Below are 17,212 nucleotides of genomic sequence, written 5' to 3'. Positions count from 1 at the left end.
CCCAAGGGCGTCGAGATTCTTATGGATAAATTGATTATTACCGGTGGCGCTCGTCTTGATGGCGAGATCCGCATTTCCGGGGCAAAGAACTCTGCCCTGCCGATCCTGGCTGCCACGTTGCTGTGCGATGGCCCGGTGACCGTGGCCAACCTGCCGCACCTGCACGACATCACCACCATGATCGAGCTGTTCGGTCGCATGGGCATTGAACCGGTGATCGACGAGAAACTCGCCGTCGAAATCGACCCGCGTTCCATCAAGACCCTGATCGCACCGTACGAGTTGGTTAAAACCATGCGTGCGTCGATTCTGGTGCTGGGCCCGATGGTTGCCCGTTTCGGTGAAGCCGAAGTCGCCTTGCCTGGCGGTTGCGCCATCGGTTCGCGTCCGGTTGACCTGCACATCCGTGGCCTGGAAGCCATGGGCGCGGTCATTGACGTCGAAGGCGGCTACATCAAGGCCAAGGCGCCTGAAGGCGGCCTGCGCGGTGCGCACTTCTTCTTCGATACCGTCAGCGTGACCGGTACTGAAAACATCATGATGGCCGCTGCCCTGGCCAAGGGCCGCAGCGTCCTGCAAAACGCCGCTCGCGAGCCTGAAGTAGTCGACCTGGCGAACTTCCTGAACGCCATGGGCGCCAAGGTTTCCGGCGCCGGTACCGATACCATCACCATCGATGGCGTCGAGCGTCTGCACACCACCACTTATAAAGTGATGCCTGACCGTATCGAAACCGGCACCTACCTGGTTGCCGCAGCCGTGACTGGCGGTCGTGTGAAGGTCAAGGATACGGATCCGACCATCCTTGAAGCCGTACTGGAAAAACTCCGCGAGTCCGGTGCCGAAATCACCACCGGCGAAGACTGGATCGAGCTGAACATGCACGGCAAGCGGCCTAAAGCCGTGAACGTGCGGACCGCTCCGTACCCGGCGTTCCCGACTGACATGCAGGCGCAGTTCATCTCCCTCAACGCCATTGCCGAAGGCACTGGCGCGGTGATCGAGACGATCTTCGAAAACCGTTTCATGCACGTCTACGAACTGCACCGCATGGGCGCCAAGATCCAGGTCGAGGGCAATACCGCGATCGTTACCGGCACCGAAAAGCTCAAGGGCGCGCCAGTCATGGCGACCGACCTGCGCGCTTCGGCCAGCCTGGTGATCTCGGCCCTGATCGCCGACGGCGACACGCTGATCGATCGCATCTACCACATAGACCGTGGCTACGAGTGCATCGAAGAGAAACTGCAGATGCTGGGCGCCAAGATCCGTCGCGTTCCGGGCTAGTTTCTGCTGCATGGGCACAGGGAGGTGCCCGTTGAATTGTTGTAGAGGTCGAGCCGGTTTCCGGCTCGACGCGTGTCCGGCGCCGATTGCGACCGGGCATAAGATTCCTGATTAAGGCGTTTCCCATGCTGACTATCGCACTGTCCAAGGGCCGCATCCTTGACGACACCTTGCCGCTTCTGGCTGAAGCGGGCATCGTGCCGACCGAGAATCCGGACAAGAGCCGCAAGCTGATCATTCCCACGACCCAGGAAGACGTACGTCTGCTGATCGTGCGTGCCACCGACGTGCCGACCTATGTCGAACATGGTGCTGCCGACCTCGGTGTCGCCGGTAAAGACGTGCTGATGGAATACGGCGGCCAGGGCCTGTACGAGCCCCTGGACCTGCAGATTGCCCAGTGCAAGCTGATGACCGCCGGCAAAGTAGGCGCGATCGAGCCCAAGGGCCGTCTGCGTATCGCCACCAAGTTCGTCAACGTTGCCAAGCGCTACTATGCCGAACAGGGCCGTCAGGTCGATATCATCAAGCTCTACGGCTCGATGGAACTGGCGCCGCTGATCGGTCTGGCGGACAAGATCATCGACGTGGTCGACACCGGTAACACGCTGCGGGCCAACGGCCTGGAGCCACAGGATTTCATTGCGGCCATCAGCTCCCGGTTGATCGTCAACAAGGCTTCGATGAAGATGCAGCACGCCCGTATCCAGGCGTTGATCGACACCCTGCGCAAGGCAGTGGAGTCTCGACACCGCGGCTGATTCACCTGCGCGACGTTAAGTCGCGCCCGTCTATCCGCCTCATAGCCAGAATTCTCAGGTGCCCAAGCGGAAACGACTGGCAGGGGAAGGTGCGCTGACGTTTAATAACGACCGCGCCTTACTCCAAAAGGCAATTTTCAGTAGTAGAAAAAATTACTCAGAAATAAAGATCGCGCAGTGTCCTGCCTTTTGGAGCAAGGCCCTGCGGGTTGGCACTGTGCCCGCGCCATGCTGCGTTGGGGGACTCGGTAAGGAAACAACCCTTACCTTCGTCCCGCGCCTTGCCTGGCACGACCACAGTACCAACGCGATCGTTGTTAAACGTCAGCGCACCTTCGGGCGCCTGAGTTTTTGCCATTCCTATGAGGCTCTCGCTATGACCGCACTGACTGCAATTCGCCGACTCAACGCTGCTGACCCGGATTTCGCACATCATCTGGATCATCTGCTGAGCTGGGAAAGTGTGTCTGATGACTCGGTCAATCAGCGGGTGCTGGACATCATCAAGTCTGTGCGTGAGCGTGGCGACGCGGCACTGGTGGATTACACCCGCCAGTTCGACGGCCTGGACGTGAAGTCCATGGCCGACCTGATCCTGCCGCGTGAGCGTCTGGAGCTGGCGCTCACCCGCATCTCCGTGGCCCAGCGTGAAGCCCTGGAAGTCGCCGCGGCTCGTGTGCGCAGCTACCACGAAAAACAGAAGCAGGACTCCTGGAGCTACACCGAGGCCGACGGCACCGTGCTGGGCCAGAAAGTCACGCCGCTGGACCGCGCCGGTCTGTACGTACCGGGCGGCAAGGCGTCGTACCCGTCGTCGGTGCTGATGAACGCGATTCCGGCCAAGGTCGCCGGTGTCACCGAAGTGGTCATGGTCGTACCGACCCCGCGCGGTGAAATCAACGAGCTGGTACTGGCCGCCGCCTGCATCGCCGGTGTCGACCGCGTGTTCACCATCGGCGGCGCCCAGGCTGTCGCGGCCCTGGCCTACGGCACCGAAAGCGTGCCGCAGGTCGACAAGGTCGTCGGCCCGGGCAACATCTATGTGGCGACCGCCAAGCGCCACGTGTTTGGCCAGGTCGGGATCGACATGATCGCCGGCCCTTCGGAAATCCTCGTGGTGTGCGACGGCCAGACCGATCCGGACTGGATCGCCATGGACCTGTTCTCCCAGGCCGAGCACGACGAAGACGCCCAGGCCATCCTGGTCAGCCCGGACGCCGAGTTCCTCGACAAGGTCGCCGCCAGCATCGCCAAACTGCTACCGACCATGGAGCGTGCCGCGATCATCGAAACCTCGATCAACGGCCGTGGTGCCTTGATCAAGGTTCGTGACATGGAACAGGCCATCGAAGTCGCCAACCGCATCGCGCCGGAGCACCTCGAATTGTCCGTTGCCGATCCACAGGCCTGGCTACCGCAAATCCGCCACGCCGGCGCAATCTTCATGGGTCGTCACACCTCCGAAGCCCTGGGCGACTACTGTGCAGGCCCGAACCACGTGTTGCCGACCTCCGGCACCGCGCGGTTCTCCTCGCCGCTGGGCGTGTACGACTTCCAGAAACGCTCGTCGATCATTTACTGCTCCGAGCAGGGCGCATCCGAACTGGGCAAGACCGCTTCCGTGCTGGCCCGTGGTGAGTCGCTGACCGCGCACGCGCGAAGCGCCGAATACCGCATCGTTGACGATAAGCAGGGGAACTGAGCATGAGTAAATTCTGGAGCCCGTTCGTCAAGAATCTGGTGCCTTACGTACCGGGCGAACAGCCTAAGCTGACCAAACTGGTCAAGCTCAATACCAACGAAAACCCGTACGGCCCATCGCCAAAAGCGCTGGCCGCAATGCAAACCGAACTGAATGACAACCTGCGTCTGTACCCGGACCCGAACAGCGATCTGCTCAAGCAAGCCGTCGCCAGGTACTACGGTGTGCAAGGCAATCAGGTGTTCCTCGGCAACGGTTCCGATGAAGTGCTGGCGCACATCTTCCACGGTTTGCTGCAGCACGATCAGCCGCTGCTGTTCCCGGACATCAGCTACAGCTTCTACCCCGTCTACTGCGGGTTGTACGGCATCCAGTTCGACGCGGTGCCGCTGGACGAGCAATTCCAGATCAACCCGGCGGACTACGCCAAGCCGAACGGCGGGATCATTTTCCCCAATCCGAATGCGCCGACCGGCTGCCTGTTGGCGCTGGAAGCGGTGGAGCAGATTCTCAAGGCCAGCCCGGATTCGGTGGTCGTGGTGGATGAGGCTTACATCGATTTCGGCGGCGAGACGGCAATCACGCTGGTCGACCGTTACCCGAACCTGCTCGTGACCCAGACCCTGTCCAAGTCCCGTTCCCTGGCCGGCCTGCGGGTTGGCCTGGCGGTCGGGCATCCGGACCTGATCGAGGCGCTGGAGCGGATCAAGAACAGCTTCAACTCCTATCCGCTGGATCGTCTGGCGATTGTGGGGGCGGCGGCTGCGTTCGAAGATCGCGAGTACTTCGACAAGACTTGCGCGATGGTGATCGAAAGCCGCGACAAGGTCGTCGGGCAATTGCAGGCCAAGGGTTTTGAAGTGTTGCCCTCGGCGGCGAATTTCATTTTCGCCCGTCACCCCCGGCATGATGCGGCGGGCCTGGCAGCGAAGTTGCGTGAGCAAGGCGTGATCGTGCGGCACTTCAAGCAGGAGCGGATTGCCCAGTTCCTGCGGATCTCCATCGGCACGCCAGAGCAGAATCAGGCGTTGATCGACGGCCTCGGCGACCTCTAAACCATCGCCGCCCCCCCTGTAGGAGCGAGCTTGCTCGCGATGGAGTGTCAGGTTAAACGGTGTCACTGACACACCACCTTCGGATCGCCGCCCGGAGCAAGCACGCTCCTACAGAGGGATTGTATTAGCCGCTTACTCTGCTTCTTCCTTGTCTTGGGCCGGTGCCGGTGGCGGACGCAAACCGATTTCCGCGGTCAGCTTGAGTTCCTTGCCGTTGCGCATCACCTGGATCGCAACCTTGTCGGTCGGCTTGATCCGCGCCACCTGATTCATCGAGCGACGGCCATCACCGGCCGGTTCGCCATCGATGGCGAGAATCACATCACCCAACTGCAGGCCGGCCTTCTGTGCCGGACCGTCGCGGAAAATCCCCGCCACGACAATGCCTGGGCGCCCGGACAAGCCAAACGACTCGGCCAGTTCCTGGGTCAGCGGCTGCACTTCGATACCCAGCCAGCCACGAATCACCTGGCCGTGCTCGATGATCGACTTCATCACTTCCATCGCCAGTTTCACCGGGATCGCGAAACCGATGCCCTGGGAACCCCCGGACTTGGAGAAAATCGCGGTGTTGATGCCGGTCAGGTTGCCGACGGCATCCACCAGCGCACCGCCGGAGTTGCCGGGGTTGATGGCGGCGTCGGTCTGGATGAAGTCCTCATAGTTGTTCAGGCCCAGCTGATTGCGGCCGGTGGCGCTGATGATGCCCATGGTCACGGTCTGGCCGACGCCGAACGGGTTGCCGATGGCCAGCGCGACGTCGCCGATGCGGATGTTGTCGGAACGCCCCACGGTGATCGACGGCAGGTTTTTCAGGTCGATTTTCAGCACCGCGAGGTCGGTCTCCGGGTCGCTGCCGATCACCCGCGCCAGGGTTTCCCGGCCGTCCTTGAGCGCCACCACGATCTGGTCAGCGCCGCTGGTCACGTGGTTGTTGGTCAGGATGTAGCCTTCCGGGCTCATGATCACGCCGGAGCCCAGGCTCGACTCCATGCGTTTCTGCTTGGGCGAGTTGTCGCCGAAGAAGCGCCGGAACTGCGGATCTTCGAACAACGGATGGTTGGGTTTGTTGATGACTTTGGTGGTGTACAGGTTCACCACCGACGGCGCCGCGGTGGTTACCGCGTCGGCATAGGACACCGGGCCCTGCTGCATGCTGGTGGTTTGCGGCGCTTGTTGCAGATTGACGTCGAGGCTCGGGAGCCCGACCCACTGCGGGTAACGCTGGATTATCAAAAGAGCGACAAGCACGCCGGCCAACAGCGGCCAGCCGGTAAAACGCAGCGCCTTGAGCATTAAGCACTTCCTGAGAGAGTTGCAGGCGGTCTGGGACCGCTCATAATGACGCGCATTATACGAGGCCGCACGCGCCTCTGAACGGGATATTTAGGAGTCTTTTATGGCCGTCGCCCTGAACACCCTGGTCGAAGAAGCCGACCGCTACCTTAACAGTGCCAGGATTGCCGATTATTGCCCCAATGGCCTGCAGGTCGAGGGGCGCCCGCAAGTGATGCGCATTGTCAGTGGCGTCACCGCGAGCCAGGCTTTGCTCGACGCCGCCGTGGAGGCCAATGCCGACCTGGTGCTGGTGCATCATGGCTACTTCTGGAAGGGTGAGAATCCGTGCATCACCGGCATGAAACAGCGCCGCCTGAAGACCTTGCTCAAGCATGACATCAGCCTGTTGTCCTATCACCTGCCGCTGGATCTGCACCCGGACGTGGGTAATAACGTACAGCTCGCGCGACAGCTCGATATCACCGTCGAAGGTCCGCTGGACCCGGACAACCTGAAGATTGTCGGCCTGGTCGGCTCGCTGAATGAGCCGATGATGCCCCGGGATTTCGCCCGCCGCGTGCAGGAAGTCATGGGCCGTGAGCCGCTGTTGATCGAAGGCAGCGCCATGATCCGCCGCGTCGGCTGGTGCACCGGCGGCGGCCAGGGTTACATCGATCAGGCCATTCTGGCTGGCGTCGATCTGTACCTCAGCGGCGAAGCTTCCGAGCAAACTTTCCACAGCGCCCGGGAAAACGACATCAGCTTCATTGCCGCCGGTCACCATGCGACGGAACGCTACGGCGTTCAGGCGCTGGGGGATTACCTGGCGCGGCGGTTTGCGCTGGAGCACATCTTCATCGATTGCCCTAACCCTATCTGACAGCCAAACGCTGTCCCTGTAGGAGCGAGCCTGCTCGCGATGGTCGTCAACGATAACGCTGGAAGTCTGACTCCCCGTGGTGTTCTCAGGTTGATCGCGAGCAGGCTCGCTCCTACAGGGGGGGGCGCGTTTTGCCCAAACGCACGAGCATATTCATATGCTCTTTCGATCTAGTTGGCGTCCTGATTAGAAGAGGTCGCTGTGCTAGGATCCCCGCTCGAACACGGCCCGCTGGCCGTTCATAAGAAAGCTTTCGTGAGTAGCCATGGTCGACAAACTGACGCATCTGAAACAGCTGGAGGCGGAAAGCATCCACATCATCCGCGAGGTGGCCGCCGAGTTCGACAACCCGGTGATGCTGTACTCCATCGGTAAAGACTCTGCCGTGATGCTGCATCTGGCACGCAAGGCGTTCTTCCCGGGCAAGCTGCCGTTTCCGGTGATGCACGTCGACACTCGCTGGAAATTCCAGGAGATGTATGCCTTCCGTGACAAGATGGTCGCCGAGCTGGGCCTGGACCTGATCACCCACGTCAACCCGGACGGCGTGGCGCAAAACATCAACCCGTTCACCCACGGCAGCGCCAAGCACACCGACATCATGAAGACCGAGGGCCTGAAGCAGGCACTCGACAAGTATGGTTTCGACGCAGCTTTTGGCGGCGCCCGTCGCGATGAAGAGAAATCCCGCGCCAAGGAGCGTGTGTACTCGTTCCGCGACAGCAAGCACCGCTGGGATCCGAAGAACCAGCGTCCAGAGTTGTGGAATGTCTACAACGGCAAGGTCAACAAGGGCGAGTCGATCCGCGTCTTCCCGTTGTCGAACTGGACCGAGCTGGACATCTGGCAGTACATCTACCTTGAAGGCATCCCGATCGTTCCGCTGTACTTCGCCGCCGAGCGTGAAGTCATCGAGAAGAACGGCACGCTGATCATGATTGACGACGAGCGCATCCTCGAACACCTGAGCGATGAAGACAAAGCCCGTATCGTCAAAAAGAAAGTGCGTTTCCGTACCCTTGGTTGCTACCCGTTGACGGGCGCGGTGGAGTCCGAGGCCGAAAGCCTCACGGACATCATTCAGGAAATGCTCCTGACGCGAACTTCCGAGCGCCAGGGCCGGGTCATCGACCACGATGGCGCAGGCTCGATGGAAGACAAAAAACGTCAGGGTTATTTCTAAGGGGTTGTCATGTCGCACCAATCTGATTTGATCAGCGAGGACATCCTCGCCTACCTGGGCCAGCACGAACGTAAAGAGCTGCTGCGCTTCCTGACTTGCGGTAACGTCGACGACGGCAAGAGCACCCTGATCGGGCGCCTGCTGCACGACTCCAAGATGATCTACGAAGATCACCTGGAAGCGATTACCCGCGACTCGAAAAAAGTCGGCACCACCGGTGAGGACATCGACCTGGCGTTGCTGGTCGACGGCCTGCAGGCCGAGCGTGAACAAGGCATCACCATCGATGTCGCGTACCGCTATTTCTCCACCGCCAAGCGCAAATTCATCATCGCCGACACCCCCGGCCATGAGCAGTACACCCGCAACATGGCCACCGGTGCTTCCACCTGTGACCTGGCGATCATCCTGGTCGACGCCCGTTACGGCGTGCAGACCCAGACCCGTCGCCACAGCTTCATCGCCTCCTTGCTGGGCATCAAGCACATAGTCGTGGCCATCAACAAGATGGACCTCAAGGACTTCGACCAGGGCGTGTTCGAGTCGATCAAGGCCGACTACCTGCAGTTCGCCGAAGGCTTGAAGATGAAGCCGACCAGCATGCACTTCGTGCCGATGTCGGCCTTGAAGGGCGACAACGTCGTGAACAAGTCCGAGCGCTCGCCGTGGTACACCGGTCAGTCGCTGATGGAAATCCTCGAGACCGTGGAAGTGGCGGGCGATCGCAATTTCACCGACCTGCGTTTCCCGGTGCAGTACGTCAACCGTCCGAACCTTAACTTCCGTGGTTTCGCCGGTACGCTGGCCAGCGGCATCGTCAAGAAAGGCGACGAAGTCGTGGTGCTGCCGTCGGGCAAGAGCAGCCGCGTGAAGTCCATCGTCACCTTCGAAGGCGAGCTGGAACATGCAGGTCCAGGTCAGGCAGTCACGCTGACCATGGAAGACGAAATCGACATCTCCCGTGGCGACCTGTTGGTTCACGCCGACAACGTGCCGCCGGTGACCGACAGCTTCGAAGCCATGCTGGTGTGGATGGCTGAAGAGCCGATGCTGCCAGGCAAGAAATACGACATCAAACGCGCCACCAGTTACGTGCCGGGCTCCATCGCCAGCATCGTCAACAAGGTCGACGTGAACACCCTGGAAGAAGGCCCGGCCAGCGCGTTGCAGCTGAACGAAATCGGCAAGGTCAAGATCGCGCTCGATGCGCCGATTGCCCTCGACGGTTATGACAGCAACCGCACCACCGGCGCCTTCATCATCATCGACCGCCTGACCAACGGCACCGTTGGCGCCGGCATGATCGTCGCCCAGCCTTTGGCGCACGGCAGCGCCACGCACCACGGAAAACTGGCCCACGTTGCCACCGAAGAACGCGCACAGCGCTTCGGCCAGCAACCGGCCACCGTGTTGTTCAGCGGTTTGTCCGGCGCGGGCAAAAGCACCCTGGCCTATGCGGTCGAGCGCAAGCTGTTCGACCTGGGTCGTGCGGTATTCGTGCTCGATGGCCAGAACCTGCGTCACGACCTGAACAAAGGTCTGCCACAGGATCGCGCCGGGCGTACCGAAAACTGGCGTCGTGCCGCGCACGTGGCGCGTCAGTTCAACGAAGCCGGCCTGCTGACCCTGGCGGCGTTCGTTGCACCGAGTGCCGAAGGCCGTGAACAGGCTCGGGAACTGATCGGCAAGGAGCGTCTGCTGACGGTCTACGTCCAGGCTTCGCCAACGGTCTGCGCCGAGCGTGATCCGCAAGGCCTGTACGCGGCGGCCGGGGATAACATCCCGGGCGAATCCTTCCCGTACGACGTACCGCTGGATGCCGACCTGGTCATCGACACCCAGTCCGTGTCGCTGGAAGACGGCGTCAAGCAAGTGCTGGGTCTGCTGCGCGAGCGTGGGGCGATCTAAGCCCTAGCCGCAAAAAAGAAACCCGCCGATGAGTAATCACCGGCGGTTTTTTTTGTGTTTGGGAGGACGCCTTCGCGAGCAGGCTCGCTCCCACAAGGTCAGAGTTCACCAAAGATCAACTGTGGGAGCGAGCCCGCTCGCGAAGAGGCCGGAACATTCACCGAACTACTTGGCTGGATACTCGCGATGCATCTGCGCAAGCAGCGCATCCTTGTCCTGCCACATCTGGTTGATCCAGCCCTGAAATTGCAGGCGGTACTCACCGTCCTGGTCGTAGTTCTTGCCAATGAACTGTGGCGGAATCCTCAGCTCATCAAAGTGCACCACCACGTCCGCTACGTTCCCGCACAACAAATCCCAGAAACCGGGACGCCCGGCGGGGTAGTGGATGGTCACGTTAACGATCGATTCCAGCTGCTCGCCCATCGCATCCAGCACAAAGGCAATGCCGCCGGCCTTGGGCTTGAGCAGGTACTTGAACGGCGATTGCTGCTGGGCATGCTTGCCCTCGGTGAAGCGCGTGCCTTCGACGAAGTTGAAAATGCCCACCGGGTTGTCGCGGAACTTCGCACAGGTCTTGCGGGTGGTTTCCAGGTCCTTGCCTTTCTTTTCCGGGTGCTTCTCCAGGTACGCCTTGGAGTAGCGCTTCATGAACGGAAAGCCCAGCGCCCACCAGGCCAGACCGATCACCGGGACCCAGATCAGCTCCTGCTTGAGAAAGAACTTCAGCGGCTGGATGCGTCGGTTGAGCACGTATTGCAGCACCAGTATGTCGACCCAGCTCTGGTGGTTGCTGGTGATCAGGTACGAGTGCCGGTAGTCGAGACCCTGCAGGCCGCTGATATGCCAGCGGGTGCGACGGACCAGGTTCATCCAGCCTTTGTTGATGCTGATCCAGGCTTCATGGGTATGGCTCATCAGCCAGCGTGCGATGCGCTGGGTGAGGGCGAACGGCAACGCCTTGACCAGCGCCACGCAGAACAGGAACGAGCAGAGCAATATCGTGTTCAGTGCCAACAGCAGCGCGGCGATCACGCCGCGCAACGGGGCAGGTAGAAAATCCAGCATTTACACATCCATAGGTCGGTTGGCGGCTTGAATCGCAGTCAGGGCGATGGTGTAGACGATGTCATCGACCTGCGCGCCGCGCGGCAAATCGTTCACCGGTTTGCGCAGGCCTTGCAGCATCGGCCCGAGGCTGACGCAGTCGGCGCTGCGCTGCACGGCCTTGTGCGTGGTGTTGCCGGTGTTGAGGTCGGGGAACACGTACACCGTGGCGCGGCCAGCCACCTGACTGTTCGGTGCCAATTGGCGGGCGACGTTTTCGTTGGCGGCGGCGTCGTACTGCAAGGGGCCGTCGATCAGCAGCGAGTGCTGTTGTTCGTGGGCGAGCAGGGTCGCCTCGCGGACTTTCTCGACCTCTTCACCGCTGGCTGAATCGCCACTGGAGTAGCTGATCATCGCCACCCTTGGCGTGATGCCGAATGCGGCGGCCGAGTCAGCGCTTTGCAGGGCGATCTCGGCCAGTTCGCTGGCGCTTGGGTGCGGGTTCATCACGCAGTCGCCATAAACCAGCACTTCTTCCGGAAACAGCATGAAGAACACCGACGACACCAGGGTGCAGCCCGGCGCCGTCTTGATCAGCTGCAGGGCCGGGCGGATGGTGTTGGCGGTGGTGTTGATCACGCCCGATACGAGGCCGTCGACTTCATCCAGGGCCAGCATCATGGTGCCGATCACCACGGTGTCTTCCAGTTGTTGCTCGGCCATCGGCGCGTTGAGGCTTTTGCTTTTGCGCAGCGCGACCATCGGCTCGACATAGCGCTCGCGAATCAAGTCCGGATCGATGATCTCAAGGCCCGGAGGCAATTCGATGCCCTGGGCACGGGCGACAGCCTGCACGTCCTCGGGCTTGGCCAGCAACACACAGCGAGCGATGCCACGGGCCTGGCAGATCGCGGCGGCCTGCACGGTGAACGGCTCGCTGCCTTCGGGCAACACGATGCGCTTGTTGGCCGCCTGGGCGCGCTGGATCAATTGATAGCGGAACACCGCTGGCGACAGGCGCATCTCCCGTGGTGTGCCACAGCGCTGGTGCAACCAGTTGGCATCGAGGTGGCTGGCGATGAAATCGGTGATGATTTCGGCGCGCTCGCGGTCATCGATGGGGATTTCCTTGTTAAGGCCATTGAGCAGGTTGGCAGTGTCGTAGGAGCCGGTACTCACCGACAGCACCGGCAACCCGGCCTGCAGGGCGCCGCGACACAGGTCCATGATGCGTGGGTCGGGCAGGGTGTCGCTGGTCAGCAGCAGGCCGGCCAGCGGCACGCCGTTCAAGGCCGCGAGGCTGACGGCGAGAATGATGTCGTCGCGGTCGCCGGGGGTCACCACCAGCACGCCAGGCTTGAGCAACTCCACGGTGTTGCGCATGGTGCGGGCGCAAATGATGATCTTGGTCATGCGCCGGGTTTCATAATCGCCGGCGTTGAGCACTTGCGCACCCATCAGGTCGGCGACGTCACGGGTGCGCGGGGCGTTCAGTTCCGGCTGGAACGGAATGCAGCCGAGCAAGCGGAAATCACCGCTGCGCAGCAACGGCGAATGCTCCTTCAGGCGCGTGGCGAAGGCCTCCATGCTTTCTTCGGTCTTGACCTTGTTGAGGATCACGCCGAGGACTTTCGGGTCTTTCGGGCCACCGAACAATTGCGCCTGCAACTCGACGCGGCCGGAGAGCTCGGTCAGCACTTCGTTTTCCGGCGCCGAGACCAGGATCACCTCGGCGTCCAGGCTCTTGGCCAGGTGCAGGTTGACCCGCGCGGCGTAACTGGCGCTGCGGGTCGGCACCATGCCTTCGACGATCAGCACATCCTTGCCGATGGCGGCCTGCTGGTACAGGGTGATGATTTCTTCGAGCAACTCATCGAGCTGACCGTCGCCGAGCATGCGCTCGACATGGGCCAGGCCCAATGGCTGAGGCGGTTTCAAGCCGTGGGTACGCGCCACCAGTTCGGTGGAGCGTTCCGGGCCCGTGTCGCCTGGATGCGGTTGGGCAATCGGTTTGAAAAAGCCGACCTTGAGCCCGGCCCGTTCAAGGGTGCGCACCAGCCCGAGGCTGATGGAGGTCAGACCCACACCAAAATCGGTGGGCGCGATAAAAAAAGTTTGCATGCGGATTCTCTAAGGGAGCAGGCAATGGTGAGCGCCTATGACTGGCGATCTACCGAAATTCAGTCGCCAAGGTTATCGCTAACCGAGCCTTGTGCGCACCAACCGCAGGCAAAGGGTTGGCCTATTTTTTCCTGGCGCTGCGCAGGGTCCGTGACCCAGGCGCGGGATTGCCAGGGCGGCTGGTGGCGCAGGTGCTGGGTGTGGCCGCAGGAAAGCTCGGCCACCCAATGCCCATCCGCGTCCTGATGAAAGCCTGTGACCGTCGAAATCCGTCTGTCCGGGTTGTGTTCGCTTTCGGACGATTGCTTCGCTAAACTTGGCCCTTCAATCTTCTTATGCAAAAGGTCTCGCCCCATGCTGATCGCCGCCAATAAGGCTGTCTCCATCGACTATACCCTGACCAACGACGCTGGTGAGGTCATCGACAGCTCCGCCGGCGGCGCGCCGCTGGTCTACCTGCAAGGCGCAGGCAACATCATCCCGGGTCTGGAAAAGGCTCTGGAAGGCAAGGCTGTCGGCGACGAACTGACCGTAGCCGTTGAACCGGAAGACGCTTACGGCGAATACGCTGCAGAACTGGTCAGCACCCTGAGCCGCAGCATGTTCGAAGGCGTCGACGAACTGGAAGTGGGCATGCAGTTCCACGCTTCCGCTCCGGACGGCCAGATGCAGATCGTGACCATCCGTGATCTGGACGGCGACGACGTCACCGTTGACGGCAACCACCCGTTGGCCGGTCAGCGCCTGAATTTCCAGGTCAAGATCGTTGCTATCCGTGACGCCAGCCAGGAAGAAATCGCTCATGGCCACGTCCATGGCGAAGGTGGCCATCACCACTGATTTCTGCGCTAAGCTCAGATAACTGGAGAGGCGCCCTGTGGGCGCCTTTTTAGTCTGCGGCTGTCCCTGACGACACCGCCAAGTGGCTGTTTCGAAAAGAACACGGGAATCTGGAGTACGTCATGAGTGCTTTTCACGACCTTAAATTGACAGCCCTGGATGGTCAGGAGCTACCTCTGGCGCCTTTCAAGGGCAAAGTCGTGCTGGTGGTCAACGTCGCTTCCAAATGCGGCTTGACCCCGCAGTACGCGGCGCTGGAAAACCTCTACCAGCAATTCAAAGGCAAAGGCTTCAGTGTGCTGGGCTTGCCGTGCAACCAGTTTGCCGGGCAGGAACCGGGAACCGAGCAGGAGATCAAGGATTTCTGCAGCCTCAACTATGGCGTGACGTTCCCGTTGTCCAGCAAGCTGGAAGTCAATGGGCATGACCGTCATCAGTTGTACCGTTTGCTGGCGGGTGAGGGCGCGGAATTTCCCGGCGATATCACCTGGAACTTCGAGAAGTTCCTGCTGGGAAAGGACGGCCGTGTACTGGCACGGTTCTCGCCACGCACGGCGCCGGATGATCCGACCATTGTTCACGCGATCGAAAAAGCCCTGAGCTGACATCCCCCCTCTCTCTGTAGGAGCGAGCTTGCTCGCGATGGTTGCAGGAACACCGCGGGGCATCAGACCGCCTGCGTTATCGTTGACCACCATCGCGAGCAAGCCTGCTCCTGCATCACCGAAATCAATAATGCTGTTCAAGCAGCGGCTCTCTCCATATTATCGCCGTCATAAAGTTAACTCCCGTGGAGCGTCCCATGCCCGTCAAAGCCCTGTTCAAACCGTTCCACCTCGGCACCCTCGAACTGCCGACCCGCGTCGTCATGGCGCCGATGACCCGCTCCTTTTCTCCGGGCGGCGTGCCGAACTCCAAGGTGATCGAATACTACCGTCGCCGTGCCGCTGCGGGCGTCGGCCTGATCATCACCGAAGGCACTACCGTCGGTCACAAGGCTTCCAACGGCTACCCCAACGTTCCGCATTTCTACGGTGAAGCGGCCCTGGCCGGCTGGAAGAAAGTCGTCGACGCCGTTCACGCCGAAGGCGGCAAGATCGTGCCGCAGTTGTGGCATGTGGGCAGCGTACGTCGTATCGGCACCGAGCCGGACGCCAGCGTGCCGGGTTATGGCCCGTCGGAAAAAGTGAAGGAAGGTCAGGTCGTGGTGCACGGCATGACCAGGCAGGATATCCAGGACGTGATCGCCGCGTTCGCCCAGGCCGCCAAGGATGCGCAGAGCATCGGCATGGACGGCGTGGAAATCCACGGTGCCCACGGTTACCTGATCGACCAGTTCTTCTGGGAAGGCAGCAACCAGCGTACCGACGAATACGGCGGCAGCCTGGCCAACCGCTCGCGCTTCGCCATTGAATTGATTCAGGCCGTGCGTGCCGCGGTCGGTGAAGGTTTCCCGATCATCTTCCGTTTCTCCCAGTGGAAGCAGCAGGACTACACCGCGCGGTTGGTGCAAACCCCGGAAGCCTTGGGCGAGTTCCTCAAGCCGTTGGCCGATGCGGGTGTGGATATTTTCCACTGCTCGACCCGCCGCTTCTGGGAGCCGGAGTTCGACGGTTCCGAGTTGAACCTGGCCGGCTGGACCCGCCAACTCACCGGTAAACCAACCATCACCGTGGGCAGCGTCGGCCTGGACGGCGAGTTCCTGCAGTTCATGGTCAACACCGACAAGGTCGCCCAACCGGCCAGCCTGGAAAAACTGCTGGAGCGCCTGAACAACGACGAGTTCGACCTGGTGGCGGTCGGTCGTGCGTTGCTGGTGGACCCGGACTGGGCGCAGAAAGTGCGCGACGGTCGCGAGGAAGACATTCTTCCGTTCAGCCGTGATGCGTTGATGACGCTGGTTTAAGCAGAAACCGGAACAGCCCTTTCGCGAGCAGGCTCGCTCCCACAGTGGTTAAGCGTTATGCACAAATCCTGTGGGAGCGAGCCTGCTCGCGAAGACTGACTCAAGGTCACAAGGATTTACGGCAAGGTCGGTGCATTCGGCACCACCGCCTCCCCGGCACAAGCCCCGCGCAACTGTCCCTCGAACTGCTCGATGATCGTCGCCCAACCCTGGCGACTGGCATGCTGGCGCGCATTGAGACGCACATTGCGCAAGGTTTCCCTTTCTTCCAGCAGCCATGCCGCTGCGTCGCAAAACGCTTCTTCATCTCCCGGCATCGCCAGCACTCCGTTGTAGCCATGGCGTAAATGCTGGGCCGCTGCTGCCTGATCGTAGGCTACTACGCCGAGCCCCGAGGCAAGTGCTTCAAGCACCACATTGCCGAACGTTTCGGTCAGGCTCGGAAACAGAAACACGTCGCCTGACGCGTAGTGGCACGCCAGGGCTTCACCCCGTTGGGTGCCGCAGAAAATGGCCTCGGGCATTTCGTTTTGCAGTTCCTGGCGCAGCGGGCCGTCGCCGACCACGATCAGTTTCAGGATGCGCTGGGGATAACTCGCCTTGAGGGTATTGAAAGTGCGCTTGAGCAGTCCGAGGTTTTTTTCCGCGGCCAGGCGTCCGACATGAATGACGGCGATGTCTTCCTCGGCCAGCCCCCATTGCTCACGCAGGGCATTCAAACGTTTGGCCGGGTGAAACAATTCGCTGTCGACCCCTCTGGACAGCAACGCCAGTCGCTCGAAATGCCGTCGCTCCAGCTCCATGCGCTGACTGATGCTGGGCACCAGGGTCATGGTCGAGCGGTTGTGGAACCAGCGCAGGTAGTGAGTCAGCAGGCGCGTGAGCAAACCAAGCCCGTACTGGTTGGAGTACTGCTGGAAATTGGTATGGAAACCACTGACCACGGAAATCCCCAGTCTTCGTGCTGCCCGCAAGGCCGACAGGCCCAGCGGGCCCTCGGTGGCGATGTAGAGCACGTCCGGGCGATGACGCGTCCAGCGCCGCAGCAATTTGTGCATCGACGACTGGCCCCATTGCAAACCGGGATAACCCGGTAGCGGCCAGCCGCGGCACAGCAGCAATTCATCGTCGCTGCCCAACTGCTGGTCGCAGCCCTGGCGCGGTCGCACCAGTTCCACTTGATGCCCGCGCGCGCGCAAGCCGTCGCACAAGCGACCAAGGGTATTGGCCACGCCATTGATTTC

At 61.2% G+C, this 17,212-nt stretch carries 15 protein-coding genes (1 of these 15 cut by a window edge); 10 read left to right on the top strand and 5 right to left on the bottom strand.

The genetic code is table 11. The annotated features are described in order from the left end of the window. Nucleotides 1-21: 21 nt before the first annotated feature. The 4 genes from murA to hisC all read left to right on the top strand — a co-directional run bounded on the left by murA (nucleotide 22) and on the right by hisC (nucleotide 4,805). Nucleotides 22-1,287, top strand: a complete 1,266-nt coding sequence (gene murA, locus ACLD1X_RS12280) for a UDP-N-acetylglucosamine 1-carboxyvinyltransferase (protein ID WP_429367933.1) — start codon at nucleotides 22-24, stop codon at nucleotides 1,285-1,287. Between the two features lie 125 nt (nucleotides 1,288-1,412). Further along, complete coding sequence (hisG, locus tag ACLD1X_RS12275; RefSeq protein WP_095193897.1) at nucleotides 1,413-2,048, top strand: ATP phosphoribosyltransferase; 636 nt, start codon at nucleotides 1,413-1,415, stop codon at nucleotides 2,046-2,048. Between the two features lie 376 nt (nucleotides 2,049-2,424). After that, nucleotides 2,425-3,750: a histidinol dehydrogenase gene (gene hisD / locus ACLD1X_RS12270; protein WP_429367930.1), complete on the top strand. Its 1,326-nt coding sequence runs from the start codon at nucleotides 2,425-2,427 to the stop codon at nucleotides 3,748-3,750. Between the two features lie 2 nt (nucleotides 3,751-3,752). Then, nucleotides 3,753-4,805 carry a histidinol-phosphate transaminase gene (gene hisC / locus ACLD1X_RS12265; RefSeq protein ID WP_429367928.1) on the top strand — a complete coding sequence of 351 codons (1,053 nt, stop codon included), beginning with the start codon at nucleotides 3,753-3,755 and terminating at the stop codon, nucleotides 4,803-4,805. A gap of 132 nt (nucleotides 4,806-4,937) precedes the next feature. Here the strand turns inward: hisC and algW are convergent, their stop codons facing one another. Then, entirely contained in the window at nucleotides 4,938-6,101 is a 1,164-nt protein-coding gene (gene algW, locus ACLD1X_RS12260; RefSeq protein ID WP_429367926.1) for a Do family serine endopeptidase AlgW, read from the bottom strand. A gap of 103 nt (nucleotides 6,102-6,204) precedes the next feature. On the opposite strand from algW, the gene ACLD1X_RS12255 reads away from it, so the two are divergent. The 3 genes from ACLD1X_RS12255 to cysN all read left to right on the top strand — a co-directional run bounded on the left by ACLD1X_RS12255 (nucleotide 6,205) and on the right by cysN (nucleotide 10,054). Further along, nucleotides 6,205-6,963 (top strand): Nif3-like dinuclear metal center hexameric protein, encoded by a 759-nt coding sequence (locus ACLD1X_RS12255; RefSeq protein WP_429367924.1) that lies wholly within the window; start codon nucleotides 6,205-6,207, stop codon nucleotides 6,961-6,963. Between the two features lie 265 nt (nucleotides 6,964-7,228). Next, on the top strand, nucleotides 7,229-8,146 hold the full coding sequence (gene cysD / locus ACLD1X_RS12250; protein ID WP_007986727.1) for a sulfate adenylyltransferase subunit CysD: 918 nt from the start codon (nucleotides 7,229-7,231) through the stop codon (nucleotides 8,144-8,146). 9 nt (nucleotides 8,147-8,155) lie between these two features. Then, nucleotides 8,156-10,054: a sulfate adenylyltransferase subunit CysN gene (cysN, locus tag ACLD1X_RS12245; RefSeq protein ID WP_429367921.1), complete on the top strand. Its 1,899-nt coding sequence runs from the start codon at nucleotides 8,156-8,158 to the stop codon at nucleotides 10,052-10,054. 165 nt (nucleotides 10,055-10,219) lie between these two features. Here cysN and ACLD1X_RS12240 read toward each other — a convergent pair whose 3' ends face one another. Genes ACLD1X_RS12240 through ACLD1X_RS12230 form a run of 3 tightly spaced genes read right to left on the bottom strand, consistent with a single transcriptional unit; the run spans nucleotide 10,220 to nucleotide 13,608 of the window. After that, a complete protein-coding gene (locus ACLD1X_RS12240) occupies nucleotides 10,220-11,122 on the bottom strand; it encodes an acyltransferase (RefSeq protein ID WP_429367919.1) in 903 nt (300 codons plus the stop codon). Then, entirely contained in the window at nucleotides 11,123-13,222 is a 2,100-nt protein-coding gene (gene pta / locus ACLD1X_RS12235) for a phosphate acetyltransferase (protein ID WP_429367917.1), read from the bottom strand. 59 nt (nucleotides 13,223-13,281) lie between these two features. Next, the gene (locus tag ACLD1X_RS12230; protein WP_429367915.1) at nucleotides 13,282-13,608 is read right to left on the bottom strand and encodes a DUF3565 domain-containing protein; all 327 of its coding nucleotides are present in this window, start codon (nucleotides 13,606-13,608) and stop codon (nucleotides 13,282-13,284) included. On the opposite strand from ACLD1X_RS12230, the gene ACLD1X_RS12225 reads away from it, so the two are divergent. The 3 genes from ACLD1X_RS12225 (at nucleotide 13,577) to ACLD1X_RS12215 (ending at nucleotide 15,968) form a co-directional block, all read left to right on the top strand. Next, nucleotides 13,577-14,062, top strand: coding sequence for an FKBP-type peptidyl-prolyl cis-trans isomerase (locus tag ACLD1X_RS12225; protein WP_007942189.1), 486 nt, complete (start codon nucleotides 13,577-13,579; stop codon nucleotides 14,060-14,062). The two genes, ACLD1X_RS12230 and ACLD1X_RS12225, sit on opposite strands and share 32 nt — an antisense overlap. 122 nt (nucleotides 14,063-14,184) lie before the next feature. Next, nucleotides 14,185-14,667 carry a glutathione peroxidase gene (locus tag ACLD1X_RS12220; protein ID WP_008023220.1) on the top strand — a complete coding sequence of 161 codons (483 nt, stop codon included), beginning with the start codon at nucleotides 14,185-14,187 and terminating at the stop codon, nucleotides 14,665-14,667. Between the two features lie 197 nt (nucleotides 14,668-14,864). Next, nucleotides 14,865-15,968, top strand: a complete 1,104-nt coding sequence (locus ACLD1X_RS12215) for an NADH:flavin oxidoreductase (RefSeq protein WP_429367912.1) — start codon at nucleotides 14,865-14,867, stop codon at nucleotides 15,966-15,968. Nucleotides 15,969-16,084: 116 nt separating this feature from the next. Here the strand turns inward: ACLD1X_RS12215 and ACLD1X_RS12210 are convergent, their stop codons facing one another. Next, on the bottom strand, nucleotides 16,085-17,212 hold the 3' portion of the coding sequence (locus tag ACLD1X_RS12210) for a glycosyltransferase family 4 protein (protein WP_429367910.1). 72 nt of this gene lie beyond the right edge of the window; only the last 1,128 of its 1,200 coding nucleotides appear in the window; the start codon falls outside the window, past its right edge; it ends in the stop codon at nucleotides 16,085-16,087.

The sequence above is a fragment of the Pseudomonas sp. 18173 genome (assembly GCF_050432945.1).
Taxonomy (GTDB): domain Bacteria; phylum Pseudomonadota; class Gammaproteobacteria; order Pseudomonadales; family Pseudomonadaceae; genus Aquipseudomonas.
The sequence above is the reverse complement of the archived record's forward strand: the minus strand, read 5'-3'. Positions and strand labels throughout refer to the sequence as shown.